At 62.7% G+C, this 23,395-nt stretch carries 23 protein-coding genes; 11 read left to right on the top strand and 12 right to left on the bottom strand.

The genetic code is table 11. The features are described 5' to 3' along the window. Positions 1-183 precede the first annotated feature (183 nt). The 8 genes from GBB76_RS17215 (at position 184) to GBB76_RS17185 (ending at position 9,188) form a co-directional block, all read left to right on the top strand. The gene (locus tag GBB76_RS17215; protein WP_152304430.1) at positions 184-486 is read left to right on the top strand and encodes a hypothetical protein; all 303 of its coding nucleotides are present in this window, start codon (positions 184-186) and stop codon (positions 484-486) included. Positions 487-610: 124 nt separating this feature from the next. Then, positions 611-856 (top strand): hypothetical protein, encoded by a 246-nt coding sequence (locus tag GBB76_RS17210; protein ID WP_152304429.1) that lies wholly within the window; start codon positions 611-613, stop codon positions 854-856. Positions 857-875: 19 nt separating this feature from the next. After that, complete coding sequence (locus tag GBB76_RS18680) at positions 876-1,034, top strand: hypothetical protein (RefSeq protein ID WP_162375641.1); 159 nt, start codon at positions 876-878, stop codon at positions 1,032-1,034. Then, positions 1,034-2,413, top strand: coding sequence for a hypothetical protein (locus tag GBB76_RS17205; RefSeq protein ID WP_152304428.1), 1,380 nt, complete (start codon positions 1,034-1,036; stop codon positions 2,411-2,413). The genes GBB76_RS18680 and GBB76_RS17205 overlap by 1 nt, the downstream gene beginning before the upstream one ends. Beyond that, positions 2,413-5,475 carry a hypothetical protein gene (locus GBB76_RS17200; RefSeq protein ID WP_152304427.1) on the top strand — a complete coding sequence of 1,021 codons (3,063 nt, stop codon included), beginning with the start codon at positions 2,413-2,415 and terminating at the stop codon, positions 5,473-5,475. The genes GBB76_RS17205 and GBB76_RS17200 overlap by 1 nt, the downstream gene beginning before the upstream one ends. Positions 5,476-5,480: 5 nt before the next feature. After that, positions 5,481-6,224, top strand: coding sequence for a hypothetical protein (locus tag GBB76_RS17195; RefSeq protein ID WP_152304426.1), 744 nt, complete (start codon positions 5,481-5,483; stop codon positions 6,222-6,224). After that, complete coding sequence (locus GBB76_RS18980; RefSeq protein ID WP_371716980.1) at positions 6,109-6,381, top strand: HGGxSTG domain-containing protein; 273 nt, start codon at positions 6,109-6,111, stop codon at positions 6,379-6,381. The genes GBB76_RS17195 and GBB76_RS18980 overlap by 116 nt, the downstream gene beginning before the upstream one ends. A 1,460-nt stretch (positions 6,382-7,841) precedes the next feature. After that, positions 7,842-9,188: an integrase arm-type DNA-binding domain-containing protein gene (locus tag GBB76_RS17185; protein WP_152304425.1), complete on the top strand. Its 1,347-nt coding sequence runs from the start codon at positions 7,842-7,844 to the stop codon at positions 9,186-9,188. Between the two features lie 236 nt (positions 9,189-9,424). Here the strand turns inward: GBB76_RS17185 and GBB76_RS17175 are convergent, their stop codons facing one another. The 6 genes from GBB76_RS17175 to GBB76_RS17150 form a co-directional block, all read right to left on the bottom strand. Further along, positions 9,425-10,147, bottom strand: coding sequence for a spermidine synthase (locus GBB76_RS17175; protein WP_202911258.1), 723 nt, complete (start codon positions 10,145-10,147; stop codon positions 9,425-9,427). A 195-nt stretch (positions 10,148-10,342) separates the two neighbouring features. Beyond that, on the bottom strand, positions 10,343-11,509 hold the full coding sequence (locus tag GBB76_RS17170; protein ID WP_162375639.1) for an MFS transporter: 1,167 nt from the start codon (positions 11,507-11,509) through the stop codon (positions 10,343-10,345). A gap of 201 nt (positions 11,510-11,710) precedes the next feature. Next, on the bottom strand, positions 11,711-11,953 hold the full coding sequence (locus GBB76_RS17165) for a hypothetical protein (protein ID WP_152304422.1): 243 nt from the start codon (positions 11,951-11,953) through the stop codon (positions 11,711-11,713). A gap of 71 nt (positions 11,954-12,024) precedes the next feature. Continuing rightward, on the bottom strand, positions 12,025-12,372 hold the full coding sequence (locus tag GBB76_RS17160; RefSeq protein ID WP_152304421.1) for a TraR/DksA C4-type zinc finger protein: 348 nt from the start codon (positions 12,370-12,372) through the stop codon (positions 12,025-12,027). Continuing rightward, positions 12,365-12,577 (bottom strand): hypothetical protein, encoded by a 213-nt coding sequence (locus GBB76_RS17155; RefSeq protein ID WP_152304420.1) that lies wholly within the window; start codon positions 12,575-12,577, stop codon positions 12,365-12,367. Before GBB76_RS17155 ends, GBB76_RS17160 begins: the two co-directional genes overlap by 8 nt. Next, positions 12,574-13,092: a hypothetical protein gene (locus GBB76_RS17150; RefSeq protein ID WP_152304419.1), complete on the bottom strand. Its 519-nt coding sequence runs from the start codon at positions 13,090-13,092 to the stop codon at positions 12,574-12,576. Before GBB76_RS17150 ends, GBB76_RS17155 begins: the two co-directional genes overlap by 4 nt. Before the next feature lie 619 nt (positions 13,093-13,711). Between GBB76_RS17150 and GBB76_RS17145 the strand changes: the two genes are divergently transcribed. Next, the gene (locus GBB76_RS17145; RefSeq protein WP_152304418.1) at positions 13,712-13,912 is read left to right on the top strand and encodes a hypothetical protein; all 201 of its coding nucleotides are present in this window, start codon (positions 13,712-13,714) and stop codon (positions 13,910-13,912) included. A gap of 42 nt (positions 13,913-13,954) precedes the next feature. On the opposite strand, the gene GBB76_RS17140 is transcribed toward GBB76_RS17145, so the two are convergent. The 4 genes from GBB76_RS17140 to GBB76_RS17125 form a co-directional block, all read right to left on the bottom strand. Next, positions 13,955-14,479, bottom strand: a complete 525-nt coding sequence (locus tag GBB76_RS17140) for an NYN domain-containing protein (RefSeq protein WP_152304417.1) — start codon at positions 14,477-14,479, stop codon at positions 13,955-13,957. Between the two features lie 27 nt (positions 14,480-14,506). Then, positions 14,507-15,730: a cyclopropane-fatty-acyl-phospholipid synthase family protein gene (locus GBB76_RS17135; protein WP_152304416.1), complete on the bottom strand. Its 1,224-nt coding sequence runs from the start codon at positions 15,728-15,730 to the stop codon at positions 14,507-14,509. Positions 15,731-15,832: 102 nt separating this feature from the next. Beyond that, positions 15,833-16,687, bottom strand: coding sequence for a universal stress protein (locus GBB76_RS17130; RefSeq protein ID WP_152304415.1), 855 nt, complete (start codon positions 16,685-16,687; stop codon positions 15,833-15,835). A 10-nt stretch (positions 16,688-16,697) separates the two neighbouring features. After that, the gene (locus GBB76_RS17125) at positions 16,698-18,185 is read right to left on the bottom strand and encodes a SulP family inorganic anion transporter (RefSeq protein WP_152304414.1); all 1,488 of its coding nucleotides are present in this window, start codon (positions 18,183-18,185) and stop codon (positions 16,698-16,700) included. A 757-nt stretch (positions 18,186-18,942) separates the two neighbouring features. Between GBB76_RS17125 and GBB76_RS17120 the strand changes: the two genes are divergently transcribed. Then, entirely contained in the window at positions 18,943-19,794 is an 852-nt protein-coding gene (locus GBB76_RS17120) for a bifunctional 2-polyprenyl-6-hydroxyphenol methylase/3-demethylubiquinol 3-O-methyltransferase UbiG (protein WP_152304413.1), read from the top strand. A gap of 170 nt (positions 19,795-19,964) precedes the next feature. On the opposite strand, the gene arsJ is transcribed toward GBB76_RS17120, so the two are convergent. Then, positions 19,965-21,224: an organoarsenical effux MFS transporter ArsJ gene (arsJ, locus tag GBB76_RS17115; protein WP_152304412.1), complete on the bottom strand. Its 1,260-nt coding sequence runs from the start codon at positions 21,222-21,224 to the stop codon at positions 19,965-19,967. Positions 21,225-21,226: 2 nt separating this feature from the next. Further along, a complete protein-coding gene (locus GBB76_RS17110; protein WP_152304411.1) occupies positions 21,227-22,270 on the bottom strand; it encodes an ArsJ-associated glyceraldehyde-3-phosphate dehydrogenase in 1,044 nt (347 codons plus the stop codon). 349 nt (positions 22,271-22,619) lie between these two features. Here GBB76_RS17110 and GBB76_RS17105 point away from each other — a divergent pair, with 349 nt between their 5' ends. Next, positions 22,620-23,378 (top strand): PhnD/SsuA/transferrin family substrate-binding protein, encoded by a 759-nt coding sequence (locus tag GBB76_RS17105; RefSeq protein ID WP_371716978.1) that lies wholly within the window; start codon positions 22,620-22,622, stop codon positions 23,376-23,378. Positions 23,379-23,395 lie beyond the last annotated feature (17 nt).

Genomic DNA, 23,395 nt, shown 5'->3' with positions numbered 1-23,395 from the left:
GATATGGCATGGCAAGATTTCAAGATGAGGGCGGCCAACGACAAGGACGACGCGCCGGTCGCTCCTTCCCCCTCGCGACCGGCGGTTCCCGCGCTGCACGTCCTCTCCGGTAGCCGACACGGGGAGACCGTAGATCCCCCGGCCAGCACTGCGCCCGCCTCGATCCCCGCCGGGGATATCGCCTTGCTCTATGAGGCTGCCGTAGCGGCCGGCATGCGGCGGGGCCTCTCCCGCGAGGAAGCCAAGCCGGTGTCGCTGTCGATCCTGCGCGCCACGCTCGCCAACGACCCTCGCTTGGCGAAGCCGAGTGCGCCCGGCACCTGCGCGGTGTGTGGGCAGCCCGACGCGAACAAGCCCCTTCTGCCGTTCATGACCGGGCGGGCCGGCGTCTTCACATGGCTGCACCCCGGTGAATGTCATCGCGAGCACCAAGCCCGGCAAGCGATGGCTATCGATAAGTGCATTGCGCGGGCACGCGTCGAGTAAATTGATAGATGTGTCTCTAGATATCACTCAGTATCACTCAGGGTATAAGTGCCTTAATTGTGATACATGACCATCTCGTGTAGACTACCTTTGATCGATTTAGCGATGCGGGGATTTTTTCGAAATGGACAACATGGAGTTTCGGGCCGTTTGTCTTGGCGCTGCGACCAAGACGGCCAGCGGTCCTGAGGAAATGATCCGGCACGCCTTCGCTTACGAGGTGTACCTGTTCGGCGGCGCGGATGCGGCCTTCAATCACCTGAACGAGCGGGCCGCCGCCATCATCGCCGCCGCCGCTGCAACTCTCCAGCCGGGCGCGGCCGAGCCGGACGATGCGGGCGCCGACAGCGAACCGGATCGGGTGCACTGAGCGGGAGGCGGCAATGCGATTGGACAGCAAGATCAACCTGCGCATCCCCAACCGGATGCACGCCGTGTTCGCGCAGAAGGCGCGGGAAACGGGCTTTCCGCTCAGCGAAGTCATTCGCCAAGCCATGGAAGCAGGAATGAGGCAGGAGCGTGAAGCGCATTCCGGGAGGCCGCACTGATGGTCACGATTGCCGAGCTAACCACACGCCGCCCGAATATCCCGGCATCGGGAGGCGGCTTCCTGTCCGGCTTCGCGAACGGGGCAAGCGAGTATCTGGACCAGCGCCAGCAGGCCGACGCATTCCGTCCCTACCTAGACAGCATTTACGGGGAAGCTCCCCGGCAGCCGTCTTTCGTGGAGCGGTTGCTGGGTACAGGGGCTTCGCAGCAGCCGACACCGGGCGGCTCGATGGCCTTGCAGCCCCCGGTTGGCCCGTCCCCGGAGGCCGAAGCCGGCCGACGCTCGCTTGCAGCGCTCAACGAGGCATCGCCGCCGGCCAGTGCCGGCGCAATCCCTGCCCGTACCATCGGCAATCTCGGTGCCCCGCCGCAGCCACCCCGCATTCCCCGCGAGGCTATGGAGCGACTGTTGATGACGCCGGAGGGGCGCCGTTTCGCGCAGATGATTATGCCGGGCGGCGAGATGGATTACCGGCGCCAGCAAGACCAATCTGACCGCGATTTTCAGGAACGCAAATTCGCTGCCGATCAGGAGGAGCGGCGCCTTGCGCGCGAAGCTGATGCCTCCTATCGCGGACGTTCCCTCTCCCTCCAGGAGCGAGCCTTTCGTGAAGGCCGCATTCCGGCGGGATACCGCGCCACGGCAGATGGCGGCATGGAACCCATTCCGGGCGCCCCCAGCGATCCGGCCGCCGCGCTCAAGGCCAGGCGCTCGGCGGCAGAGGCAGCGGGCTTCACCCCCGATGCGCCCGGCTACAACCGCTATCTCCTCACGGGGGAGATTCCCGCCGGGCGGGCCTTGCCGCAGAACACGGTCAACACGCTTGGCGAGGCCGGCAGCGCATATGCCGACCTGAACCGCATCAGCGGGGGCTTTCAGGACTCCTACGGCGGCCAGCCGTGGCTCGGCGACGCGAACAACTGGTGGGGCCGAACCTTCTCCGATGCCGGCTCCGACACGGGGAAGCAGGCTCAGTGGTGGCAGGACTATCAGGGCCAGAAGAACCTTGTCCGGAATCGACTGTTCGGCTCTGCGCTCACGGCGACCGAGAAGGGCGAGTTTGAAAAGGCAGACATCAACCCCGGCATGTCGCCTACCTCGATCACCGCCAACCTTACGCGCCAGAAGGCAGTTGCCGAGCGCGCGGCGAGGAAGCTCGCGGACTACTACACCAAGGCCGGTTACGCGCCGGACCAGATTGAGGCCGCCATTGGTGTTCCGCTCGCCGAACTCGGCATCTCGCCGGGCCGGGGCGGAGCTGGCCGTGGGCAGACAGGTGGCGGCGGGGGCGGCGGCGTTACCGAAGGCGCGACGGCAACCAATCCGCAAACCGGCGAACGGATGATTTTCCGTGGCGGCGCTTGGAGCCCGATGTGATGAGCAACCAGCTTCCCCCCGGCTTCGTGCTCGATACCCCGGCTTCCGGCAACGGCCCGGCGGCGGCTTCCTCTGGTGGAGGCTTGCCGCCGGGCTTCGTGCTGGACGCTCCCGACGCTCCTGACGTTGGCGCCGCCTTCGATCAGTTCGAGGGGCAGCAGCCGGCGCCGGAGATGGAGGCGGGCATGGCTCGCGCCTCGCGCCGCGCGCGTGGTGAAGGCGGTGGCATCGGGATGAACGCCGCTGCTGGCCTGAATGAAGCCCTCTACGGCACGATTGGCGCTGTGGTGGATCTTCCAATCGGCGCGGTCAACCTCGCCACGCGGGGCGTCAACGCCCTCACCGGCGCCGATATCCCGCAGATCGAGGCCAGTTCGGCACGCTCGCTCGGGCGGGTGGCAGAGCGTTATCTAGGCGTCCCCGATCCCGCGAACGTGGATGCGGTGTCGGCGGGCGAGAAGGTCGCGCGCGGATTTGGTCAGGGCGCCGGCTATATGGTGGCCCCCGAGCTTGCCGTGCGGGGTGCGGCGCAAGCCGCCGGCAGGGCCGTGAACCCCTATCTTGAGGCGCTTGTGGGCTCGTCGCGCTCGCCCGGCGACTTCGTGGCGAACACAGTTATTGGCGGGGCCTCCGGCGCGGGCGCGTCGGCTGCTGGACAAGCGGCCCCCGAGCCGCTGCGCCCCATTGCGGAAATGACCGGAGGGCTTATCGGTGGCGGTCTGGCGGCGGCTGGCGCCTCCGCTCCCTCGCTCGCCCGCGCTGGCGCGGGGGCTGGCCGGGAATATCTCGCCCCGCTTTCCGAGGCCGGCCGCGAACGCCTGGCTGCGACGGCCCTCCGGGACGCGGCGACCGACCCGATGGCCGCTCGCGAGACACTGGCGACGCCTTCCGAACTCGTGCCCGGCTCGCGCCCGACCACGTTCCAGCAGACCGGCGATATGGGGCTCGGCGCTCTGGAGCGCACGCTTGAGACCAGCAACCCTATTCCGTTCCAGCAGCGTCGCGCGGACCAGAATACGGCCCGCGTCGGCGCCATGCAGAGCTTGCAGACGACAGGATCTCCGGAAGCCGTGGTGAACGTACTCCGCCAGAACCTCGCCGAGATCGAGCGCGTGACCGGCGAAGTGCTGGACACGGCGACGGCGACGGCACGCGAGCGCACGGCGGGGCTTGGTGGCGCCGGCACCCCGGAGGGATACGGGGCCACGATCCGCCAGCAACTGGACAGCGCGCGCGGGGCAGCGAAAACCCGCGAGCGTGAGTTGTGGGGGCTGGTGGACCCTGACGGCACGCTGGCGCTCGATGTGGCCGCCATCCGCGACGAAGCCCGGTCCATCGTCCAGCGCATGCCTATGTCCGCGAAGCCCGTGGCAGGGGAGGAAAGCGGCATCCTGAACGTAGCGGCGGGCTACAAGAGTGTGATGCCCTTTCAGGAGGTAACGGCGCTACGCTCGCGTGTTTCGGACGCATTGCGCGAGGAGCTTTCGACAAACGGGCAGTCTCAGGTATATCGTCGTCTTTCGCAGCTTCGCGGGGCCATAGAAAATGCGCTTGAGGGCGCCGTGGCCGGCAAGGTTGCGCAGGAAGCGGAGGCCGTGGCTTCGGGCGCGATGCGCGAAGAAGATGGCCTCGCATCGCGACTGACCGGATGGCGGGATGCATGGCAACGCGAACAGGCGTCTAGGGGAGCAACTGCGCTCGGTTCTGGACCCGATGCCGGCGGGCGAGCGGGCGGAGTTCCTGGTTCACGCCGAGGCACGCGCCCGCTCGGAGGCGGATTTCCAGATGCTGAGGGCAATCCGGGAGTACCGGGACTTACCCCCAACGTCGACCCCGGAGCCTACGAGCGACTGAGGGCCGCCAGTGCCGCCACCAAGGCGCGGGCGCAGACCTATGACAGCGGCGCCGTTGGCGATGTGCTGGCACGCTCCGGCTCTCAGGGACCGTTCAAGACGCCGACCGCCGTGGTGCCGGAACGCTTCTTCCGGCGCGGCGCCATGGGTGCGGAGAACATGCGGGCGCTCAAGGAGGCGTCCAACTCTCCCGAGACCATGGCGGCGATCCGCGATTATGCCATCTCCAGCCTGCGCAAGATGGCCGAAGGTGCGGACGGCACGTTGAACCCGTCCAAGGTCGCTATCTGGCGTACCGCCCACAAGGACGCCTTGCGCGCGCTCCCGGAAATCGACGGCATGCTGAAAGGCCCGGTGCAGGCTGCGGAGGCGGTCGCCCGTCTCTCGGTGGAGCGCAAGCAGCGGCTGGATGCCTTCCGAGCCGACGCTATCGGGCGCCTTATCGACGCGGCGCCGGAAGATGTGTCCCGGAAGCTTGGGGCAGTCTTCTCGACGCAGAGCCCGGTGCAGACCATGCGCCGGCTCGCAGCCGAGACTGCCAACAACCCGGAAGCGCGGGAAGGGCTCCGCAAGGGCCTCGCCGACTGGCTTACACAGCGGTTCCTTTCGAATACGGAGGTTGCGGCATCGGGTCAGACCGGCATGCGGTCGGACCAGTTCCAGACCTTCATGCGGCAGAACGAGGCGGCACTTCGTATCGTCTTTGAAGAGCCGGAAGTTAAGATGCTCAAGGCACTCGCCGCCGACCTCCAGCGCGCCAACCGCTCGATCACCGCGACGAAACTACCGGGCCGCTCGAACACAGCGCAGGACATCATTGCCGCCGCCCAGCGGGACAACGCGCCGCGTTCGTGGGCCTCGCTGATTATCGCCCCGGCCGCAAACTTCGGCGCCGGCACTGCCGCGACCGGCTCTATGTCAGCCGGGCTCGGGATGGCTTTGGGGGCGGAGATTGTCGGACGCATGCGCCGGGCCGGTCTCCAGCAGGTGGATGAAATCCTTACCGACGCGATCCTCAACCCCGGCCGGGCCGCCATGCTTCTTCAGAAGGCGCCACCCAAGCCGACCGAGAGGGACATTTCGTCGTTCGCGGCGCGCTACCGCAGAGCGGCCTTTGCCTCGACCATCTCGGCGATTGACGACGGGCAGCAGGAGCGCCAGCCGCTCAATCTCACGGTCGGGCGCTCCAGTCGGGCTGAAGGGAACTGACCCAAATGGCTGCGACCAAGAAACCCGCTAAGAGCGCCCCCTGTCATGCGGCGAGTGAGCCCCGGCAGCCTAAAGGCCGGGAACGCGAGGCGATGGACAAAGCCCGGACGCGTTATTTCGACCGTGCGGACAGGTTCCGCAGCGAACTTCGAGACAGGCAAATTGGGCCTGCCCATTCCGATGATCTCGGCTGGTGCTTCCAGAAGCTCAACGCCTTCGGCACGACCTCCCCTGACTTCGCTGCCGTCGAAATCAACCGCCTTGTGTCGGCAACGTCTCCAGACGGCAGCGTTGACCTTCCCCGACTGAATGCCGCCCTCGCCGTCGTGGACGGGCTCCAGCCAGAGAACGAAGTCGAAGCAATGCTTGCGGTTCAGATGGCGGCAACCCACGCAGTCACCATGGAGATGATGGCGCGCACCACGCGCGCGGACACCGCTCCGCAGAAGGAAGCGTTCGGCAATCTCGCGGTGAAGCTCTCGCGCACATTCGCCGCCCAGGTGGAAGCCCTCGCCAAGCTCCGGCGCAAGGGCGAACAGAAAGTGACCGTCGAGCATGTCCATGTTTATGCCGGCGGACAGGCCGTCGTCGGAAATGTCACCCACAACGGGGTGGGAGGGGGAAGGACCGAAAATGACCGACAACCCGATGCGGACGATGCCCGATCCCTCGCGTTTGCACCTGACTCCCCGGTGTGGAGCGAAGACCAGGAGCGGGAGCCCCTGCCAGTCCCCGGCGGTCAACGGTAAGCGCCGCTGCCGGATGCATGGTGGGGCGGAAGGCTCGGGAGCGCCGAGCGGGCCGGCGAACGGCAACTATCGGCACGGACGGCGCTGCGCGGACATGATCGAGACGCGCCGATTCCTGAAGGCCATGCGGGCGGCGCTCGGCGGTGTTGGAACATAGCGCCTGCTACACTTTGCTACAGTGGGCGCTCGAAGGCCGAAGTGTAGCAAGATTAGCAACCGTAGCAGGGGTGCGCGTGAAAAATCGTATTCTCTCACGTACTCGCCGCTGGAGTTTCTGGAGCCTCCAAGAAGGGACGCGAGCGGCGGCCCAGCCGTTTAAATATCGGACGGAAGACCGGCAGACCGCGCGCCCTGAGTGGCAGGGGATAGCGCCTGCCCATCATAACCTAGGCGACCGAGCCCCAAACGGATGGCGTCATGCAGCCGATAGTCGACCTCCTCGACTTCCATTTTCAGCCGAGCATGATCTTCGGTCTGATCGGCGTCATCATGCTTGCCGCGATAGCCGTCATCACGTTCTGGGGCTTTGACGAGTAGGGCTGCTAAACTTGGCCGCTGTGTTAATCCCACACAACGACCAGGCGCCCGCCGAGGGCCTCAACTGCACGGCCGACGTGTCGGTAGTTGATCTGCCTCCGGCCGGTCCATCCTGCTCGCGCGAAGTAGGTTTTGGAGCCGGCGAGTTGGTCGACATCTGGCAGGGTGTAATTCAACTCTCTTGCCCGAGCCTTGATGGCATCAATGGGTTGCCATGGAGTTGGAGCAGTAGGCACCTTCGGGCGCTTCAAACGTAGGCTTTGAGCTTTGGTTTTGATCTGGCTCCAGGAGCGGCTTGGGAAAGCGGCAAGAAGCTCGCTCTTGCCGAGCCTCCCGAACATCCTGCGAAGCCTCGTTTCTTCAGCGGCCGTCCAGCACTGGCGCCGCTTCACAAGGTCCAGATGGCGGGCCCTTGCTTGGCAAGCGCAGTAGGTCCGACGCTTGAGCCTTCGCACCGCTGCCTTGTAGTCGGGATATGTCGCTCTTAGCGTCGCCTCTTCAGCTTCTGTCCACAATGGATACCCCCTCGGTGTGAATCCAAGGAACCGGATGCGCGCTCGTGCGCGCTCGGCAGCAGCAGCGCCGCGACAGGCATAGTTGATGCCCCATCCAGAAAGGCTGGCCATGCCCACCTCCGCCAAGAGATGTTGGCACAGCTTCGATGTTTGAGCGGCGGCGGCGGCGCGATGTCCCCGCAATCCAAAGGCGCCAGATCCCGCCTCTTCCCGCCAAATCCCGGCCGATTTCCCACGTGGTGGCGACACGGTGGCGACAAAGGAAACGGCGGGCAAGCGCGAGAGTTTTGCGCTCCCGCGCCAAGTGCTTGATTTTGCTATCGGAAAAGTGGCGCGCCCGAAAGGATTCGAACCTCTGACCCCCAGATTCGTAGTTTACTATTATCACTCGCCGCCACTATCCGGCTTTACCCTCCATCTTGATATTCACGATTATTTTCAGAAACTTTACTAAAATATCGCATTCTGTCGTGGACGCGCCTTTTGATCCTGTGCGAGTCTAAAACCGGCTGAAAAACCGGCTTAATTTTTGGCTCGCTACGCACGGGTTTGCAGGGATTGCGCTATGGCCGACATCCGTATCCTCCTCAACGACAGATCAGTAGGCGAACTGAAACCGCTCGATTCCGGCCAATATCGCGCGCGCGATACCCAGCTCAAGGGCTTCTATGTCGTGGTTGGCAAGCGGACCAAGACATTCACAGTCCAGGGCGATCTGCGGAAGGACGGTAGACGCGTCGCCTCGATCTCCGTGCGCATAGGCGATACGTCGGCCATGTCTACACGTGAGGCCCGCGCGATCGCAAAATCACACCTCGCGCAGATCACCAAGGGAGAGCACCCGGGACCCAAAGCGGTAAACTCGCCAACGCCACGCGAAAGCCCGTCTCTTGGGAACTGCGAATTTAAAGAGCGGCAAGATGCGGCTCTGAAAGGCGTTACCTTACAGCAGGCCTGGGAGCGCTATCGCGATGCGCACCTTGTCCGAAAGGGGCGGAGTGCGGGAACGATTGAAGGCTACCGCGATCACGTAGAACGCCTCTTCAAGGATTGGCTTGATCTTCCCTTGCAAATTCTCGCCGACGCCCCTGCCAAGGTCATTGCGCGGCACGATGAAATCACGAAGGAGCACGGTCCCTACATTGCGAATGGCAGCATGCGGACACTGCGGGCCGTCTACAATCATGCGCGCAAGGCGCATCGCCATCTACCAACCGACAATCCAGCCAGCGCCGTTGACTGGAACTCGGAGCTGCGCCGCAGCACAGCAATGGGAATACATGACTTGCCGGGTTGGTTCCAACAGGTAGCAGCGTTGCCCAATCCCATGCGACGCGAGTTCCACCTGTTCTCACTGCTGTCGGGAAGCCGACCGACAGCGCTCATGGAGGCAAAACCGCATCATCTCGATCTTCGCCGCAGGGTGCTGCATATTCCCCGGCCAAAAGGCGGTGCCGACAGAGCGTTCGATATCCCGTTATCGCGGCAGATGGTCATGTGTCTTCTGCGGGTCATCCGGTTTGGCCAACATTTCTATCCGCATGAAGCCAATCAGTGGCTGTTCCCAGCAGAGAGCGACAGTGGACATTTGGCCGAGCAGAAGGAAGCAAGGCACATTTTAGCGAAATGGGGCAATGATTTACGCCAGACGTTCCGGACGCTAGCTACATCGGCGGGAGTGTCTGAGTTCGACGCGCGCCTATTGATGAACCACGCCATTCCGGGGGTAAACGCCGGCTACATTTCTCGGCACAAACTGCTCGAGCATCACCTTAGAGCTCAGCAGCAGGCCATCAGCGACACTATGTTCGGGTCGATTGGCGAACTGACCAGGAAAGATGAGGCGGTTCGCTCCTGGCTCAGCCCACGCGCAACGCGACGCGCCTTAGATGGGGCACGCATGGCTGCATAACGGTGACTTACGATATTCGCACGGACGCTGCATCGCCGTGTTCTGGCCCGATGTCGTACCAATCCCGACGCAGGGCGCTCATTGCGCCTATCACTGGAACGCCAGTGCGGTGGGTTACGTGAAACACCGGTATAGGGGTATGATCATGCGGGTGTCCTGAGGTCCACAGGCACGAAAGCACCCAGCCATTCGTGACCTTGTCGCGCCGGCCCCGGATCCTGCGCAACGCCGCTGCATCATTCGTCGCCTTCCACGTTGCGGGCAATATAGACACACTGATGCGCTTCGCGTCCCTGAAGGGGGTTGTCAAAGACCACAGGCTCAGCACGGGCGACACCGAACGTGGCGCGCAGCAATTCCATAAAAGCGGGATCTTCCCGATTGTTCGACCATAGCGCGAACACCCCCTGCGGGCGCAGATGTCGAGCCAGCGTTGTGAGCCCGTCAAAGGTGTAGAGTGCCGCGTTTGACGGGTGCAGGAGTTCGGTCGGCGAGTGATCTATGTCGAGCAGGATGGCATCAAACCGTCTGCCCGGGCTGACCGGATCAAATCCCGTCGCTGGCGAACCTGCCATTTCAAAGAAATTGCCGTGGATGAGGCGGCATCGTTTGTCCTGAACCAGAATTTGGCCAAGAGGGAGCAGGCCACCTTCATGCCAATCGATCACAGGTTTGAGGGCATCGACAACCAGCATCGAGCGTACCCTCCGATCTTGCAGCACGCTCGCCGCAGTGTAGCCGAGGCCCAGACCGCCGACGACCACGCTAATGTCCGTTTCGGAAAGTTCGGCAAGGCCCAGCCTCGAAAGTGCCTCTTCCGACACCGTGAATTTCGAAGACATGAGGAAATCGTCGTTCAGCTTGATTTCAAATATGTCCTGCCCGGTGGAAAGGTCACGGCGGCGTCGAAGGACAAGAGTGCCCAGCGAGGTCACCTGAAAATCCAACTCTTCGAACATTGCGCTCAATAAATGTCCCTCTTACTCGATTATAATAAATGAAAAATCACATTTTCCTTCAGTTAATAAAGGAGACTGGCATCACGGACGAAGTTTAATTGGATGATGCCTCGCCGTTTTTCCCGAGACCACCGAAACAGAAATCGACAGCAATTCCGTGTGGGTCGATGAACAGCTTACGGTGAACATTGCTGTTCAAGCCGTCGCCATGCTTCTCAGCCGTCCGGCGGCAAGCTGCAGGCCGGCCGCGCTGCACAGCGTATAAGCGACCATACCAAGATACTGGTAGTGCAGATCGACTCCGGCATCCAGCAGCAGGCCCATTATGCCGGGCGCAAGCGCCGAGGCAAGCACCTGCCCTGCGAAGGCCACGCTGCGGATGGCGCCGAGATGCCGACTGCCGAAAAGCTCGACCCAAAGCGCACCGATCAGAGTTTGAGAGGCTCCCGTGGTCAGCGCGACCCCCACCATGAATACCGGGATGATAGAGGGCGACGAGACGAGCGCGAGCGCCAGCGTCGCGAGTGCCATGGGCGCAAGAAATACCGGCAGGACGCGCCGGGCGCCGCCACGGTCGATGGCAGCGCCGGTTGCAAGCGCCGTGGTTACGCTGACCAGAGCATAGAGCGGCAGCCATTGCGCGAAGGAGCCGAACGACCATCCGTTCGCGGCAGCGAGTTGTGACTGATTGAAGAAGATTCCTGTCACTACGAAAGACGGCGCGACAACTCCCGCGAGCACGGCATAAAAGGCGGGTTCGGCCAGCACTTCGGGCCGGCTCCAGTGGCGCACGGCCGGGGTGCCCTCCTCGCCTTCCTGTCGCGAGCGAGCCAACGGCAATGGTTCATGGCGCAGCAGCAAAAGCACCAGAGGGGCCATCAGCAGGCACAGCAAGCCGCCAGCCGCCAGCCAGGTCGCCCGCCAGCCCGTCGCGTCGATCAAGGCGACGGCGAGAATCGGCATCAATGCCTCGCCCATGGGAAAGCCGAGCACGGCCAGCGACATGGCGCGCCCTCGGCGGCGCTGGAACCAGCGCCCGACACCGGTGAGTGCGAGGTGGCCCGGCAATCCTTGTCCGAAAAGGCGTAGCGCGAATATCGTGGGCAGCAGCATCCACACCGATTGGCTGAACGCCATGCCCATGCAGGCACAGCCAAGCGCCACCAGCACCCCCGCCGATTGGGCGCGCAGACGGCGGCCATCGGCCAGCCGACCCACAAAGAAGAGCGTCGCAGCACTCGCCACGGTGGCGACGGCGTAGATCATGCCAAAGCCGCCGTCCGTGAGACCGAAGTCCTTCTTCACCCACGGGGCGAACAGTCCGATGAAATAGGTCTGGCCGAAACTCGAGGAGAGCGTCATCAGAAAGGCCGCAGCCACAAGATCGCTCTGCTTCCGGCGCGCATCCGCATCGCTGCCGGGCGGAGGCGCATCGACGCGCCCTCGCGTGCTCGTGGCATGCTGAGCGCCCGTTGCAGGGAGCCTGAGATCCTCTCCGACGGCGCTGCACGCAGCGGCTACCGGACGCACTTCAATTGAACTCATATTTCTGCCGAGGTCGATTTACTTCAAGCGCCAACCGTCGATGAGACGTGGGAATGCAGCGCGGCACATGTCGAGGTCGTGCATGTCCCACAACGAGACGCACGTCCAGCTGCCGCGGGAATTTCCCCAGGGGGTCAGGCGGAAAGGCGCCCGAGCGTGCTTTTGCAGATGGCGCTCAATGCGCGTGCGGGCCTCGGGCGACAGATGCCGCGCGAGGTAGACGCGGCCGATCGCGCCGTCGTGAAAATCACTGTCTTCCAAGAGACTCCCTTCCGGTTCTTTGGTGGCACGTGGCGCGGCAGGAGGCCATCGGCCCGGCGGGTTATCGGCGGTCACGGGGCGCAGTCGACGCACAGATGCGCGGCAGGGTCGACGTGCAGACGCCGCAAGCCGATGGGTTCGCCGCATTCGCTGCAATATCCGAAGTCACCTTCGTTCATGCGCTGGAGCGCGCGCTCCAGGCGAAGCCTCTGCACGTGAAGGCGACGCTCGATTGCCTGGGCCATTGCCTGGCTCTGCAGGGCGTCGATGCGGCTTAGGCGCCCCACGCTCTGCTGATCCAGCATGACGGTGGCGACCCCGGCCGTCGGCGAGGCGGCGGCCGCAATCGCATCCTCCAGATCTTTCTCGAGCCGTGGGCGGAAGATCGCCTTGACCCTAGTCTCGTATTCGTCAGCCATTGCGGTTTCCTCGAATGAGACCTGATGTGCGGCAGAGGCCTGCCGCCGTTTCGCGTGCCCGCCGCCGCAGATAATCGAGCTTCTGCGCCAAGGCGTGTTCCGGCACCCCGCGCGTTTCGGGCACAGCCCTCCGGATGAAATCGGTCTTGGCGTCGGGGCGGGCGACAAGCGCGCGGGCGATGGCACGATCCATGGAACTGGTCATGCCCGCTCCCCTTCCGCCATCGGGCCGGCACAAAAGTTGATGTCTGGCCACTCCCTGCAGACCCGGTTGAGGGTCCACTGGTTGTGGGCGAGGAAGACGCTGCGCCCGTCAACGTCGCGCGCGATGCTGAGACGCTTTACGCGGATGAAGCGGTCAATCGCAGCGGCGTCTCCGCCAATCCAGAGAGCCATCTCGTAATAGGAGGGAAATATTCTGAATTGTTGCCCTCGCTTGCCTTCCAGGCAGCGTGCCAGGCGACTGAACTGCACCTCGTCGCTGGCGGCCAGGAACAGATGGCCGCCGACCAGCGGATGCAGAAACTGGATGTGCTCGGTGGCGACAAGGGTCCGCAGCGCGTGCACAGCATGGGACAGGTCGCTGACGTGCCGCACCACAGCGCGGCGCAGACTATACCCCGCCGGTAGGGACGGTAACTTTCGGCCGGCACGTTCCCGGCTATAGGCCAACGGTAGGGATGTAGAAGATGGATCGGGCCCGGTGCGCAAATAGGACATGAGAAACCCCTTGAGGAGAGAAACGAAGATCTCTCCAGGGGCTACGGCACGAGCCCTCCCGTACCGCAGCTGCGCCGACGCTCGAATTCCCCTTGATGCTTCACAGGACCGTATCCTTGCCTCAGCCGCATGGCACGGGCCAGCGCGCGGCAGGGCAGCCCTGGGCCGGGCACTCGAAGCCGGATCGCGAAAGTTCCTGCTGCTGAAAGGTCGCAACCCTGTGACGGTCGCGCCGGCGACCCTGAACGGGGCCGCCTGCCGGTCTCCGGCCAAAGCCGCATCTGCCCCTGCATTCGCGCCTCCGATGTTGACGACAAGCGGAAGGCTTCGCGCAACGGGCGACGTACGGGATCGCGGGCCAACTCTCGCTACGGAGTGTGAGCCTGACAATCCCGGCAACATGCCGCGAACCAGCCAGTGCGCATCGCCTCCGCGATGAGTTGGTTCGACCAATTTTGGGAGAACCGATGGTGAAGTTACAACAGTAGCGCATCATCAAAAGTCACAGATCCGTGATCCGCACCTTCCACCGATTGATCCGCAGCCGCCCTGCCGCGGTGGACACCCTGCGACAATTCGACCATGCTGCCCGTTGCAGCTCATATGTCGGGAGGAAACGATGAACGATAAGAGCGCAACGCCGCCGCAACTAACCGTTTTGTTGAACGACGCCGGATCTGCCAGCAGTACCGCCCATAGCTTCAGGTCGGTCGAGGAAGCGGTGCTTCATTGCCTTGCGAAGAAGGCACCGCACCAAGCGCCCGAAAGGATGCAGGGCGCAACGGCCGATGGCACGGCTGCATTGCCGGCGACCTCGTAACCTTGTCCCGCGAGCTTGAGCGACTGCACATGCCGACGGATGTCATTCCGCCGGCATGGAAATAGATGCCACATGTTCGGACAGGTCGATAAACCTGTCGGCCACGTTCCTCAGCTGCGGCGCAACGACGATCGACGCCGGACCGCGCGATGTCGATAGAACCGTCACCTTCTGGCCACCTTTGCGCAGCGCCAGAACGAGGGGCACAAGCTTCGCGTCGGCGGCCACGAGAGCGATACGCTCGGCGACTTGACTGATCCGGAGCGCATCAACCGCCATTTCAACGAGATTGGTCCCGTACCGCTCGCGAGGCAGGCCGGCAAGGTCCTCGACCGTTCGCCCTTTTACGTCAAAGCCGTGGTGGGATAGCCACGTCAGCAACGGCCCCTGGCGGGCCGCCTCTTCGGGATCGCGCACGTCGCGATAATAGCCGGAATAAACAAGCCCTTCCCCGCAAGCCGCAAGATGCCGGATCTTCTCCAGATCAATTCGGCAATCCAGCGCCGACTTCAGCCTATCGCAATGACTTCCATCAATAAAAAGAGCATCACGCCAGTTAATTTGCATGAAACTACCTCATTTTATATTGTTTCTTTAAAATCCGCTCGCTTTCAGATCAGATTCTTTTTGATAGATATAATTTCTTGTTAAAGGCAAAGCGTGTTGACTGCGCGATACTTGTACCTGGAAAACCATCAGGCCTTGGAATCGAAAAGCGCTTTCGGACGAAGCAAGATAGAATTCCCACATACGGGCAAAACGCTCATCATAGAGATGTACGGCTTCCTCGCGGCGGGCCTCGAAACGTGCCCGCCAAGCCTTGAGCGTCTCGGCATAGTGCAGGCGCAAAATTTCGACATCGCAGACGAACAGACCCTGCCGCTCGATCGATGGCAGTACCTCCGACAATGCAGGAATATAGCCGCCGGGGAAAATGTGCTGACGTATCCACGGATTGGTGTAGGAAGGGCCTTCCGATCGTCCGATCGAGTGAACAAGCGCGACGCCATCTTCCGTAAGCAGATTGCGCACACGGGAGAAATACTCGTCGTAATACCGCACGCCAACATGCTCGAACATGCCGACCGAGGAAATCCGGTCGAACCGGCCCTTCATCTGGCGATAATCCTGGAGCAGGTATCGAACCCGCGCATCAAGTCCTGCGTCCTGGGCGCGCCGGTTCGAAACGGCGTGCTGTTCACGCGACAGGGTCAGGCCGGTAACATCTGCGCCGGTCGCTTCGGCAAGATAGAGGCCGAGCCCGCCCCACCCCGAACCGATGTCCAGGATGCGATGATCAGGCTTGATGGCTAGCTTGGCCGCAATGTGGCGCTTCTTCGCTAATTGAGCTTCGCTGAGATCGACGGTGTCGGCATCGAAATAGGCGCACGAATATTGTAAATCTTCGTCGAGAAACAGATCATACAGGCCCGCGCTCAGATCATAATGCTTTTCAACATTTTTCCGCGAACTGCTCTCGCTGTTCTTTTGATGAAGACGTCGCAAAGAGTAGTATAACCGACTGAAAAAACGGGCGGGAGGCGTTGCGACAGAAGAAGGTACGTTCGTAAAGAGCACCCTCAGAAGATCGTATATATCGCCCTGTTCAAGCTTCACCCGCCCGTTCACGTATAGATCGCCAAGAGCCATTTCGGGATTGAACAAGAGAGCCCGGGCCACTCCGGGGTCCCCCAGGCGAACCGTCACCGGCGGCCCGGACCCGTCGCCGTAATGGCTGAGCCTTCCCGAAGGGTCGATCATGGAGAGGTCGCCCGTCGCAATGTGGCGGGAGAGAAAGTCGTGCATCATCTTCAACATGAAGCCTCTCGTTGCAATTACGAGCTGCGCCAGTGAGGGGCATGGCGCCGGAGAGAATCAACGTCCCTAGGCTGGCTCCCACGCCCCGCGCGCAAAATTGGTTCAGCGGAACATCAGGATCGGCACTTTGCAGGAGCGAACCACTTCCACCGTGGTCGAGCCGACGATCATGTTCCGGATGCGCGAATGACCGTAGGCGCCCATGGTTACGAGGCCGATACCATCGGACTCGACGATTTGCGGAATGATCGTCGCGGGCTCCCCGGCGACAATCTGCACACGGGCGGCAAGGCCCGCGCCCTTGAGCTTCGCCGCGGCCTCGTCCAGACGCCGGCGCATGTCCGCCGTCTCGGTGCCGACATGGAGGAGACGGCACTCCAGCCCGGCAAAGAGCGCACTGCGGGCAATATGGTCCACCGCGCGTCCGGCGCTCGATCCACCGTCGAATGCAACGAGAAAGCTCTCGATGGGGCTGAACTCGCGCGAGGCGACCAGCACGGGCCGCTGGCTGGTGCGCACCACCCGTTCCAGATTGGAGCCGAGATGAAGCCGGGCGAAGTCCGCAGCTTCGCCTCGCTTGCCGATCACCACCAGCTCGGCATCCGCTTCGAACTCTTCGAGTGCTTCGAGAAGGTCGCCGTTGCGCAGCTTCAGCACGACGTCGGAGACACCGGTTGCCGTCAGGCAGGATTTTGCCTGGTCGAGAATGATGCGGCCGCGCTGCTGCGCCAGCTTTGCCTTTTGCTCATCGAGAGCGGCAAGCTCGGCCAACAGCGTGTCGCGCCCGTCGGCTTCCAGATTGCCGGTATAGTCAGCCGGCACGCTGCTGGTGGAGCGTCGGCCGAGCATATGCAGCACCTCGACGGAGGCACCGATGCGGGTCGCGACCCAGGCCGCATGCTCACACACGCTACGTGCATAGGCCGAGCCGTCGATCAGCGAGATAATCTTGGTCATTGGCGTTTCCTCAATGGCTCATGAGACGGTCGAGCGCCCCCGGCTTGTCATGGATCGCCAGCCGGTCGACGATCGTTTCACTGGCGGCGTTGAGCCCGATGATCTCGACGTCGGCTCCTTCGCGGCGGAATTTCAGAACGACCGTATCAACGGCGGCAACGCTCGAAATATCCCAGATATGGGCGGGCGTCAGATCAATGGTGACCTTCTCCAGCGCCTCCTTGAAGTCGAACGCATCGGTAAAATCGTCAGACGAGGCGAAGAACACCTGCCCCTCGACGCGATAGGTCCGATGCGTGCCGTCGTCCGAAAGGGAGGACGTCACACGGAATATCTGCGAGATCTTCCAGGCGAAGAAGATGCCCGAGAGCAGCACACCGATCAGCACACCGATGGCCAGATTATGGGTGGCCACCACGCCCACCACCGTCGCCAGCATGACGATCGAGGAACTGCGCGGGTGCAGCTTGAGGTTCTTGATCGACGCCCAGCTGAACGTCCCGATCGACACCATGATCATGATCGCGACCAGAGCGGCCATGGGGATCTGCCTGACCCATTCCCCGAGCACCACGATGAGGAACAGCAGGAAGGCGCCGGAGACGAAGGTGGAGAGCCGCCCGCGGCCGCCCGACTTCACGTTGATCACCGACTGGCCGATCATGGCGCAGCCGGCCATGCCACCGATGAAGCCGGTGGCGACGTTGGCGACGCCCTGGCCGACGCATTCGCGGTTCTTGTTGCCCTTGCTGTCGGTCAGCTCGTCGACGATCGACGCTGTCATCAGCGATTCCAGCAGGCCCACCGCCGCAACGGCGGCCGAATAGGGCAGGATGATCAGCAGCGTCTCAAGATTGAGCGGAATCTGCGGAATGAGGAACACCGGCAAGGTGGACGGCAATTCGCCCATGTCGCCGACCGTCCGCAAATCGAGGCCAAGCCCCATGGAGAGCGCCGTCAGCACGACGATGCAGACCAGGGGCGAGGGAATGGTCTTCGTCACGCGCGGCAGCAGGTAGATGATGGCCAGCCCGGCGGCGACCATCACATAGGTCAGGTAGGGAACATTGGTGAGTTCCGGCAGCTGCGCCATGAAGATCAGGATGGCGAGCGCGTTGACGAAACCGGTCATCACCGAGCGCGAGACAAAGCGCATGACGTAACCAAGCTTCAGCAGCCCCGCCACGATCTGGAGGAGGCCGGCGAGCACGGTGGCGGCGAGCAGATATTGAAGCCCGTGGTCCTTCACCAGCGTGATCATGAGCACGGCGGTCGCGGCGGTAGCCGCTGAGATCATCCCCGGCCGTCCGCCGACAAAAGCGATGATCACCGCAATGGAGAAGGAGGCGTACAGGCCCACCTTCGGGTCGACGCCAGCGATGATCGAAAAGGCGATCGCTTCCGGGATCAGCGCAAGCGCCACGACAATGCCGGCGAGGACATCCCCCCGGATATTGCCGAACCATTCGGCGCGCAATTGTGAAACGGACAGACGCATAGGTATGCAGGCTCCAAAGAGTATTGTGGCGCGTCGAGGCGCGCAAAGGCGACAATTCTCGGCAAAATAGGGAAGAGGGACAGAAGCTGAGGGCAGACGGCGCTATGCCAAAGCTCTCCCGGCTCAAGCGAGCCGAAGGCTAAAGGACATTAGATTGGCGCGGTCAGTCACATGGGCCCGATAATCGCTCTGATCCAGAATGTTGCTGCAATGCAACGTGCGTTGAAATATCGGCGAGCGGGTTCGATGGCAAGCCTAAATTTTCGCCGCCCTGCCACGCGTGGTGCGCGTGGCACTATATCGTTTACCGGCACAGGCCTGATGGCGGGAACCGTGCGAATTGAATGGTAGTAAGGTCGGGTCAGAAAATATGCCCGTGCCGCCTTGACCTGGCCTTCCCTAACGTCATACGCTTTGTTGCGGTGCGGAGGGAATCCATTGTAGATCCGTTGTTTTTGCTGTTATCCGAAATGCGTCCTCTATACGCGGCAAGTTGCTTTTGCGACTGTCTTTTCCTGTCGCTCAAATGCGCAGGCTTCGGGTGGAATAACAGCCAGGCGACGTGGCTTCTGCAGACCCCGCAGCCCTGCGTCGCATCGCGACCGCCAGGGGAACGCTCTTTCCGGCGCCCCTGAGGATCGAGAACGTTTCCGAACACTCCCGGATCACTGCACCTTGCTGCGAAGCCGACAGGCACGCCTGTCATGGCAACGCTGTGGGCTGCGCTCGACCGGGAAGTGGCATCCCCACAGGATTGATGGACCATCTGGCACAAAGAACGCGCAACGGCATGGCCTTTGGCGTAGACCCGACCCGTACGCAATTCTACAGTCTTCGACAGGCTCGATACGATGCGCTGGCGACATCAATAAATGAAATGTCTGCACAGTTTGCCGCGCAAGGAAAACGCCTGAAGCTGATGGATATCGGCGTCCACAACGGCACCATGCTCCGACATCTTGAACACAGGTCCGCGCGCCAGAATATCGACTACAGCATCGCCGATATGGAAATAGGACCCGTCTATGGGCTCAAAAGCGTCGACGAGATCTTCATCGGCGACCTGACGCGGGGATATCCTGACATACCCTCCAATGGCTATGACGTGGTCATTTGCGAGCAGGTGCTGGAGCATATCACGACGCTGGAAACGCCGATCCGCACCCTGGAGCGCATCACCCGGCCGGGCGGCTACCTGTTTGCCGGTGTCCCGGCCTTTCCGCACGGCATCCACAAGGTTCGCGAGGTGGCGCAGCCGACCTGGGACCGCTATTTCCCCCCCGGCAAGATCCGCGGCCACGTCCAGTCTTTCTCGACCCAGAAGTTCCTGAGACTTTTCAAGGAATTGACGAAGCTGGAGCCCGTCGGAGTGCGGGGATTTCGTTTCATCTCCGGTGGCCCGCTGCGTGCGTTGGAGGAGTACCAATGGTGGTGGCGGCTAAGTCAAACGGTCGGCCGCACGATGCCATCCATCTGCACCGAGATTCAGGTTCAGTTCAGGAAGCCGATGACCGCTGCAAATGACTGCCAACTGGCCGCTTCGCATAGCTCCCCATTCGGGTCAAACGGGGTGGCCGAACATCGAGCAACAGCGCCCGTTGGAGAGTGAGAGTATCACCCCCCTTTTCCTTGACGGGTTGAGGGTCGGGAGAGAGTTTGATCTGATCCCCGAAAACTGGACCGCTTGAAGCTGGAGTTTTCCGCGCCGCCGAACGGCGTGACCCGTTTATTCGGCTCCACCGGAACATTGCTGATATCTGCTCCCACGGGCAGGCCTCCTCAGGCGACTCGAACTGTCGATTTCAACGAATCCGCCCGCGTCGGCAGCGCCAGTGTGACGACCCAGCAGATGAACAGCATCAGCGCCGAGCCGATGAGGCAGGCGTAGATGCCGCCGGACTGGTAGAGAAAGCCGGAAGCAAGAATGCCGAGGAACCGCCCCGCCGCATTGGCGGCATAGTAGAAGCCGACATCCTCCGCCGCCTTCTCCGAGCCCGCATAGGCGAGCACGAGATAGGAGTGGACGGAGGAGTTCACCGCGAAGGCGACACCGAATACGCCGAGCCCGACCACCAGCACGAGGGTCGGATCGGGCGGCGCCAGCGCTAGTGCGGCGGCGATCAGCGCCGGAACGATGGCGAGCGCCAGCGACCACCCGCGCGCCGCCGGCACCTCGCGCGAGAGGCCATCGGCACTGCGCGCCACCAGCGCGGGCGCGCCCGCCTGCACCAGCCCGTAGCCGATGGTCCAGAGCGCGAGGAAGGCGCCGACCATGGTGAAGGTCCAGCCATTGGCATAGAGAAACACCGGCACGCCGACGACGAACCACACGTCGCGCGCGCCGAACAACGCCACGCGTGCCGCCGCCAGCAGATTGATCCCCTTGGACTTCGCGAAGAGTTCGCGGGCGCTGCGGCTCGCCTTCGCCTTACCCATCATCGCCGGCAGCGAAGACACAACGCCAAGCATGACGAGGAAGAGCGCCCCCGCCATCAGCCACAGCCCGTAGCGGAAACCGACCGCCTGCAGCAGCAGCCCGCCGAGGAAGAAGCCGACACCCTTCATCGCGTTCTTCGAGCCGGTGAACCAGGCCACCCATTTGAACAGCCGGCCCTCGGCCTCGCCGCCGGCCTGCGATTCGGTGATCTTGATCGCCGATTTGGACGCGGTCTTGGTAAGGTCCTTGGCGACGCCGCACACGCCCTGCGCCAGCAGCACCCAGGTGACGAGCAGCGTGCTGCCCCATTCGGGCGAGGCGGCGGAGAGCAGCAGGAAGCCGGCGATCTGCGTCACCAGTCCGACGGTGAGCATGCGGGTGATGCCGTAGCGCGCCGCCAGCCATCCGCCGATGAAATTGGCGCCGATGCCGGCCGCCTCATAGAGCAGGAACAGGAAGGCCAAGGTGAAGGGCGAATAGCCGAGCTGGAAGAAGGTGAACAGCACCAGCATGCGCAGGGCGCCGTCGGTCAGCGTGAACCCCCAATAGGCCGCCGTCACAATGGCGTAGTTGCGCAACCCGTTCGCCGATGCTCCCACCATGTTCAGATCCCCACCTTGTGCATGTGGCAAGCGAGGTCGACCATGCGACAGGCATAGCCCATCTCGTTGTCATACCAGGCATAAACCTTCAGCAGCGTCTCGTCGGTGACCATGGTCGAGAGGCCGTCGACGATGGAGGACCGGGTGTCGCGGGCATAGTCGGCCGAGACCAGCGGGCGCGGCTCGAAGCCGAGAATGCCGGCAAGCGGCCCCTGTGCGGCTGAGCGGAAAAGCTCATTTACTTCCTCGATCGTCGTCGCGCGCTTCATCTCGAACACCGCATCGGTGAGCGAGGCGTTGAGGACAGGCGCGCGCACCGCATGGCCGTTCAGTTTGCCCTTCAGCTCAGGATAGATCAGCGCGATGGCGGTGGCGCTGCCCGTGGTGGTCGGCTGCAGCGACAGCATGGCGGAGCGGGCGCGGCGCAGGTCCTTATGTGGGGCGTCGACCACCACATTGGTGTTGGTGGGGTTGTGGATCGTGGTGATCTGGCCGTGGCGGATACCGATCGCCTCATGCACCACCTTCACCACCGGGGCGAGACAGTTGGTCGTGCAGGACGCCGCCGTCACGATGGGGTGCATCGCCGGCTCATACAGAGGCTCGTTCACGCCAACGACAACATTGAGAACCGAAGGGTCCTTCACCGGCGCTGCGACGATGACCCGCTTGGCGCCACGCTCAAAATGGCCGTGAAGGACGGCCGGGGTGAGGAACTTGCCGGTGCATTCCAGCACGACATCGACGCCAAGGTCGCCCCACGGAATATCCGCCGGCGCGGCATGGGCGGAGAAGGAAATGCGCTTCCCGTCGATCATGACGGCATCGTCGCCGACGGCCTCGACTGGCGCGCGCCAGCGGCCCTGCACGCTGTCGAACTCAATGAGATGCGCAGTCGCCGCAGCACCGCCCTTGATCTCGTTGAAATGAACAATGTCGAGCCGGTTGCCGGCGCGCGGATCGCTGGCCTGCCGCTCGGCCGCGCCCATCGCTGCCCGCAGCGCCAGCCGCCCGATCCGTCCCATGCCGTTAATGCCGACTCTCATACCGAAGACCCCTCGATGTTGATGTGCCCGGCGCGGGCGTCAGCAGTTTCGTTCTGCAAAGCCATTGCGCCGTACCAGCCGGGAATGACAGTCCGGTGACATTCGCGAACCAGCGGGGAGCCCGGTGGGCCATGCCGTTTCATGTGATCGGTCCGTCTATTTCCGTTGGCGCCAAAACAGAGTAGCGTGACTGGAACAAGAATAACTATAAACAGGAAACGTCATGCCAAGAGACACGATCGTTGGATTGGACAGGCGCGTCTTCATGGTGTCTATACTCTCCTGTGCGGCGACGACTACGGTTTTGAACCGGCCGTCTCAAGCAATATCATCAGAAATACGATTCGGATTGACGCCGGTTTTTCTCACATCGGATCTCGAATTGCTTGGTCGCCTGCAAACATATCTTGCCCGAACGACCGGCACGCCAATTAATCTGATTACCCGCCGCACCTATCAGGAGATCGTTGCTCTCCTTATTTCGAGACAGATCGACGCGGCGTGGATCTGCGGCTACCCCTATGTCATGCACGAGTCCGAGCTTCAGCTCGTGGCCCTGCCGCAATGGCGCGGCAAGCCCCTCTATCAGTCTTATCTGATCGTCGATGCCGATCGCCGGGCGGAAGGCCTCCCCGATCTCAGGGGCGACGTGCATGCCTTCTCGGATCCGGATTCGAATTCCGGCTTTCTGGTCACGCGCGCCGCCCTGGCGCAGGCGCATCTCCGGCCCGAGACGTTTTTCGAGCGGACCTTCTTCACCTATGGCCACCGGAACGTCATTCGCGCGGTTGCATCGGGGCTTGCGACGTCTGGATCGGTGGATGGCTATGTCTATCAAGTGGTCGCCGAGCTGGAGCCTGAACTCACCGCCCGCACCCGCATCCTCCGGCGATCCGAATGGCTCGCCTTCCCTCCGATTGCCGCCCCTCGGATCCCCGTTGATCGTGAGCGCCTCGAACGGCTTTCCGCCGCCTTGCTGAACATGTCGATGGACGAAGATGGACGCGCCATCCTCGCCATGCTGCGGCTCGATGGGTTCGTGCGCGAGGACGCCAGCCTTTTTGATCCGATCGCGGCCAAAGCCGCCATCGTCGCATTGGCGGGCTAGCAAATGCTCTCCCGCCT

Source organism: Ancylobacter sp. TS-1, from assembly GCF_009223885.1.
In the GTDB taxonomy this organism is placed as follows: domain Bacteria; phylum Pseudomonadota; class Alphaproteobacteria; order Rhizobiales; family Xanthobacteraceae; genus Ancylobacter.
The sequence above is the reverse complement of the archived record's forward strand: the minus strand, read 5'-3'. Positions and strand labels throughout refer to the sequence as shown.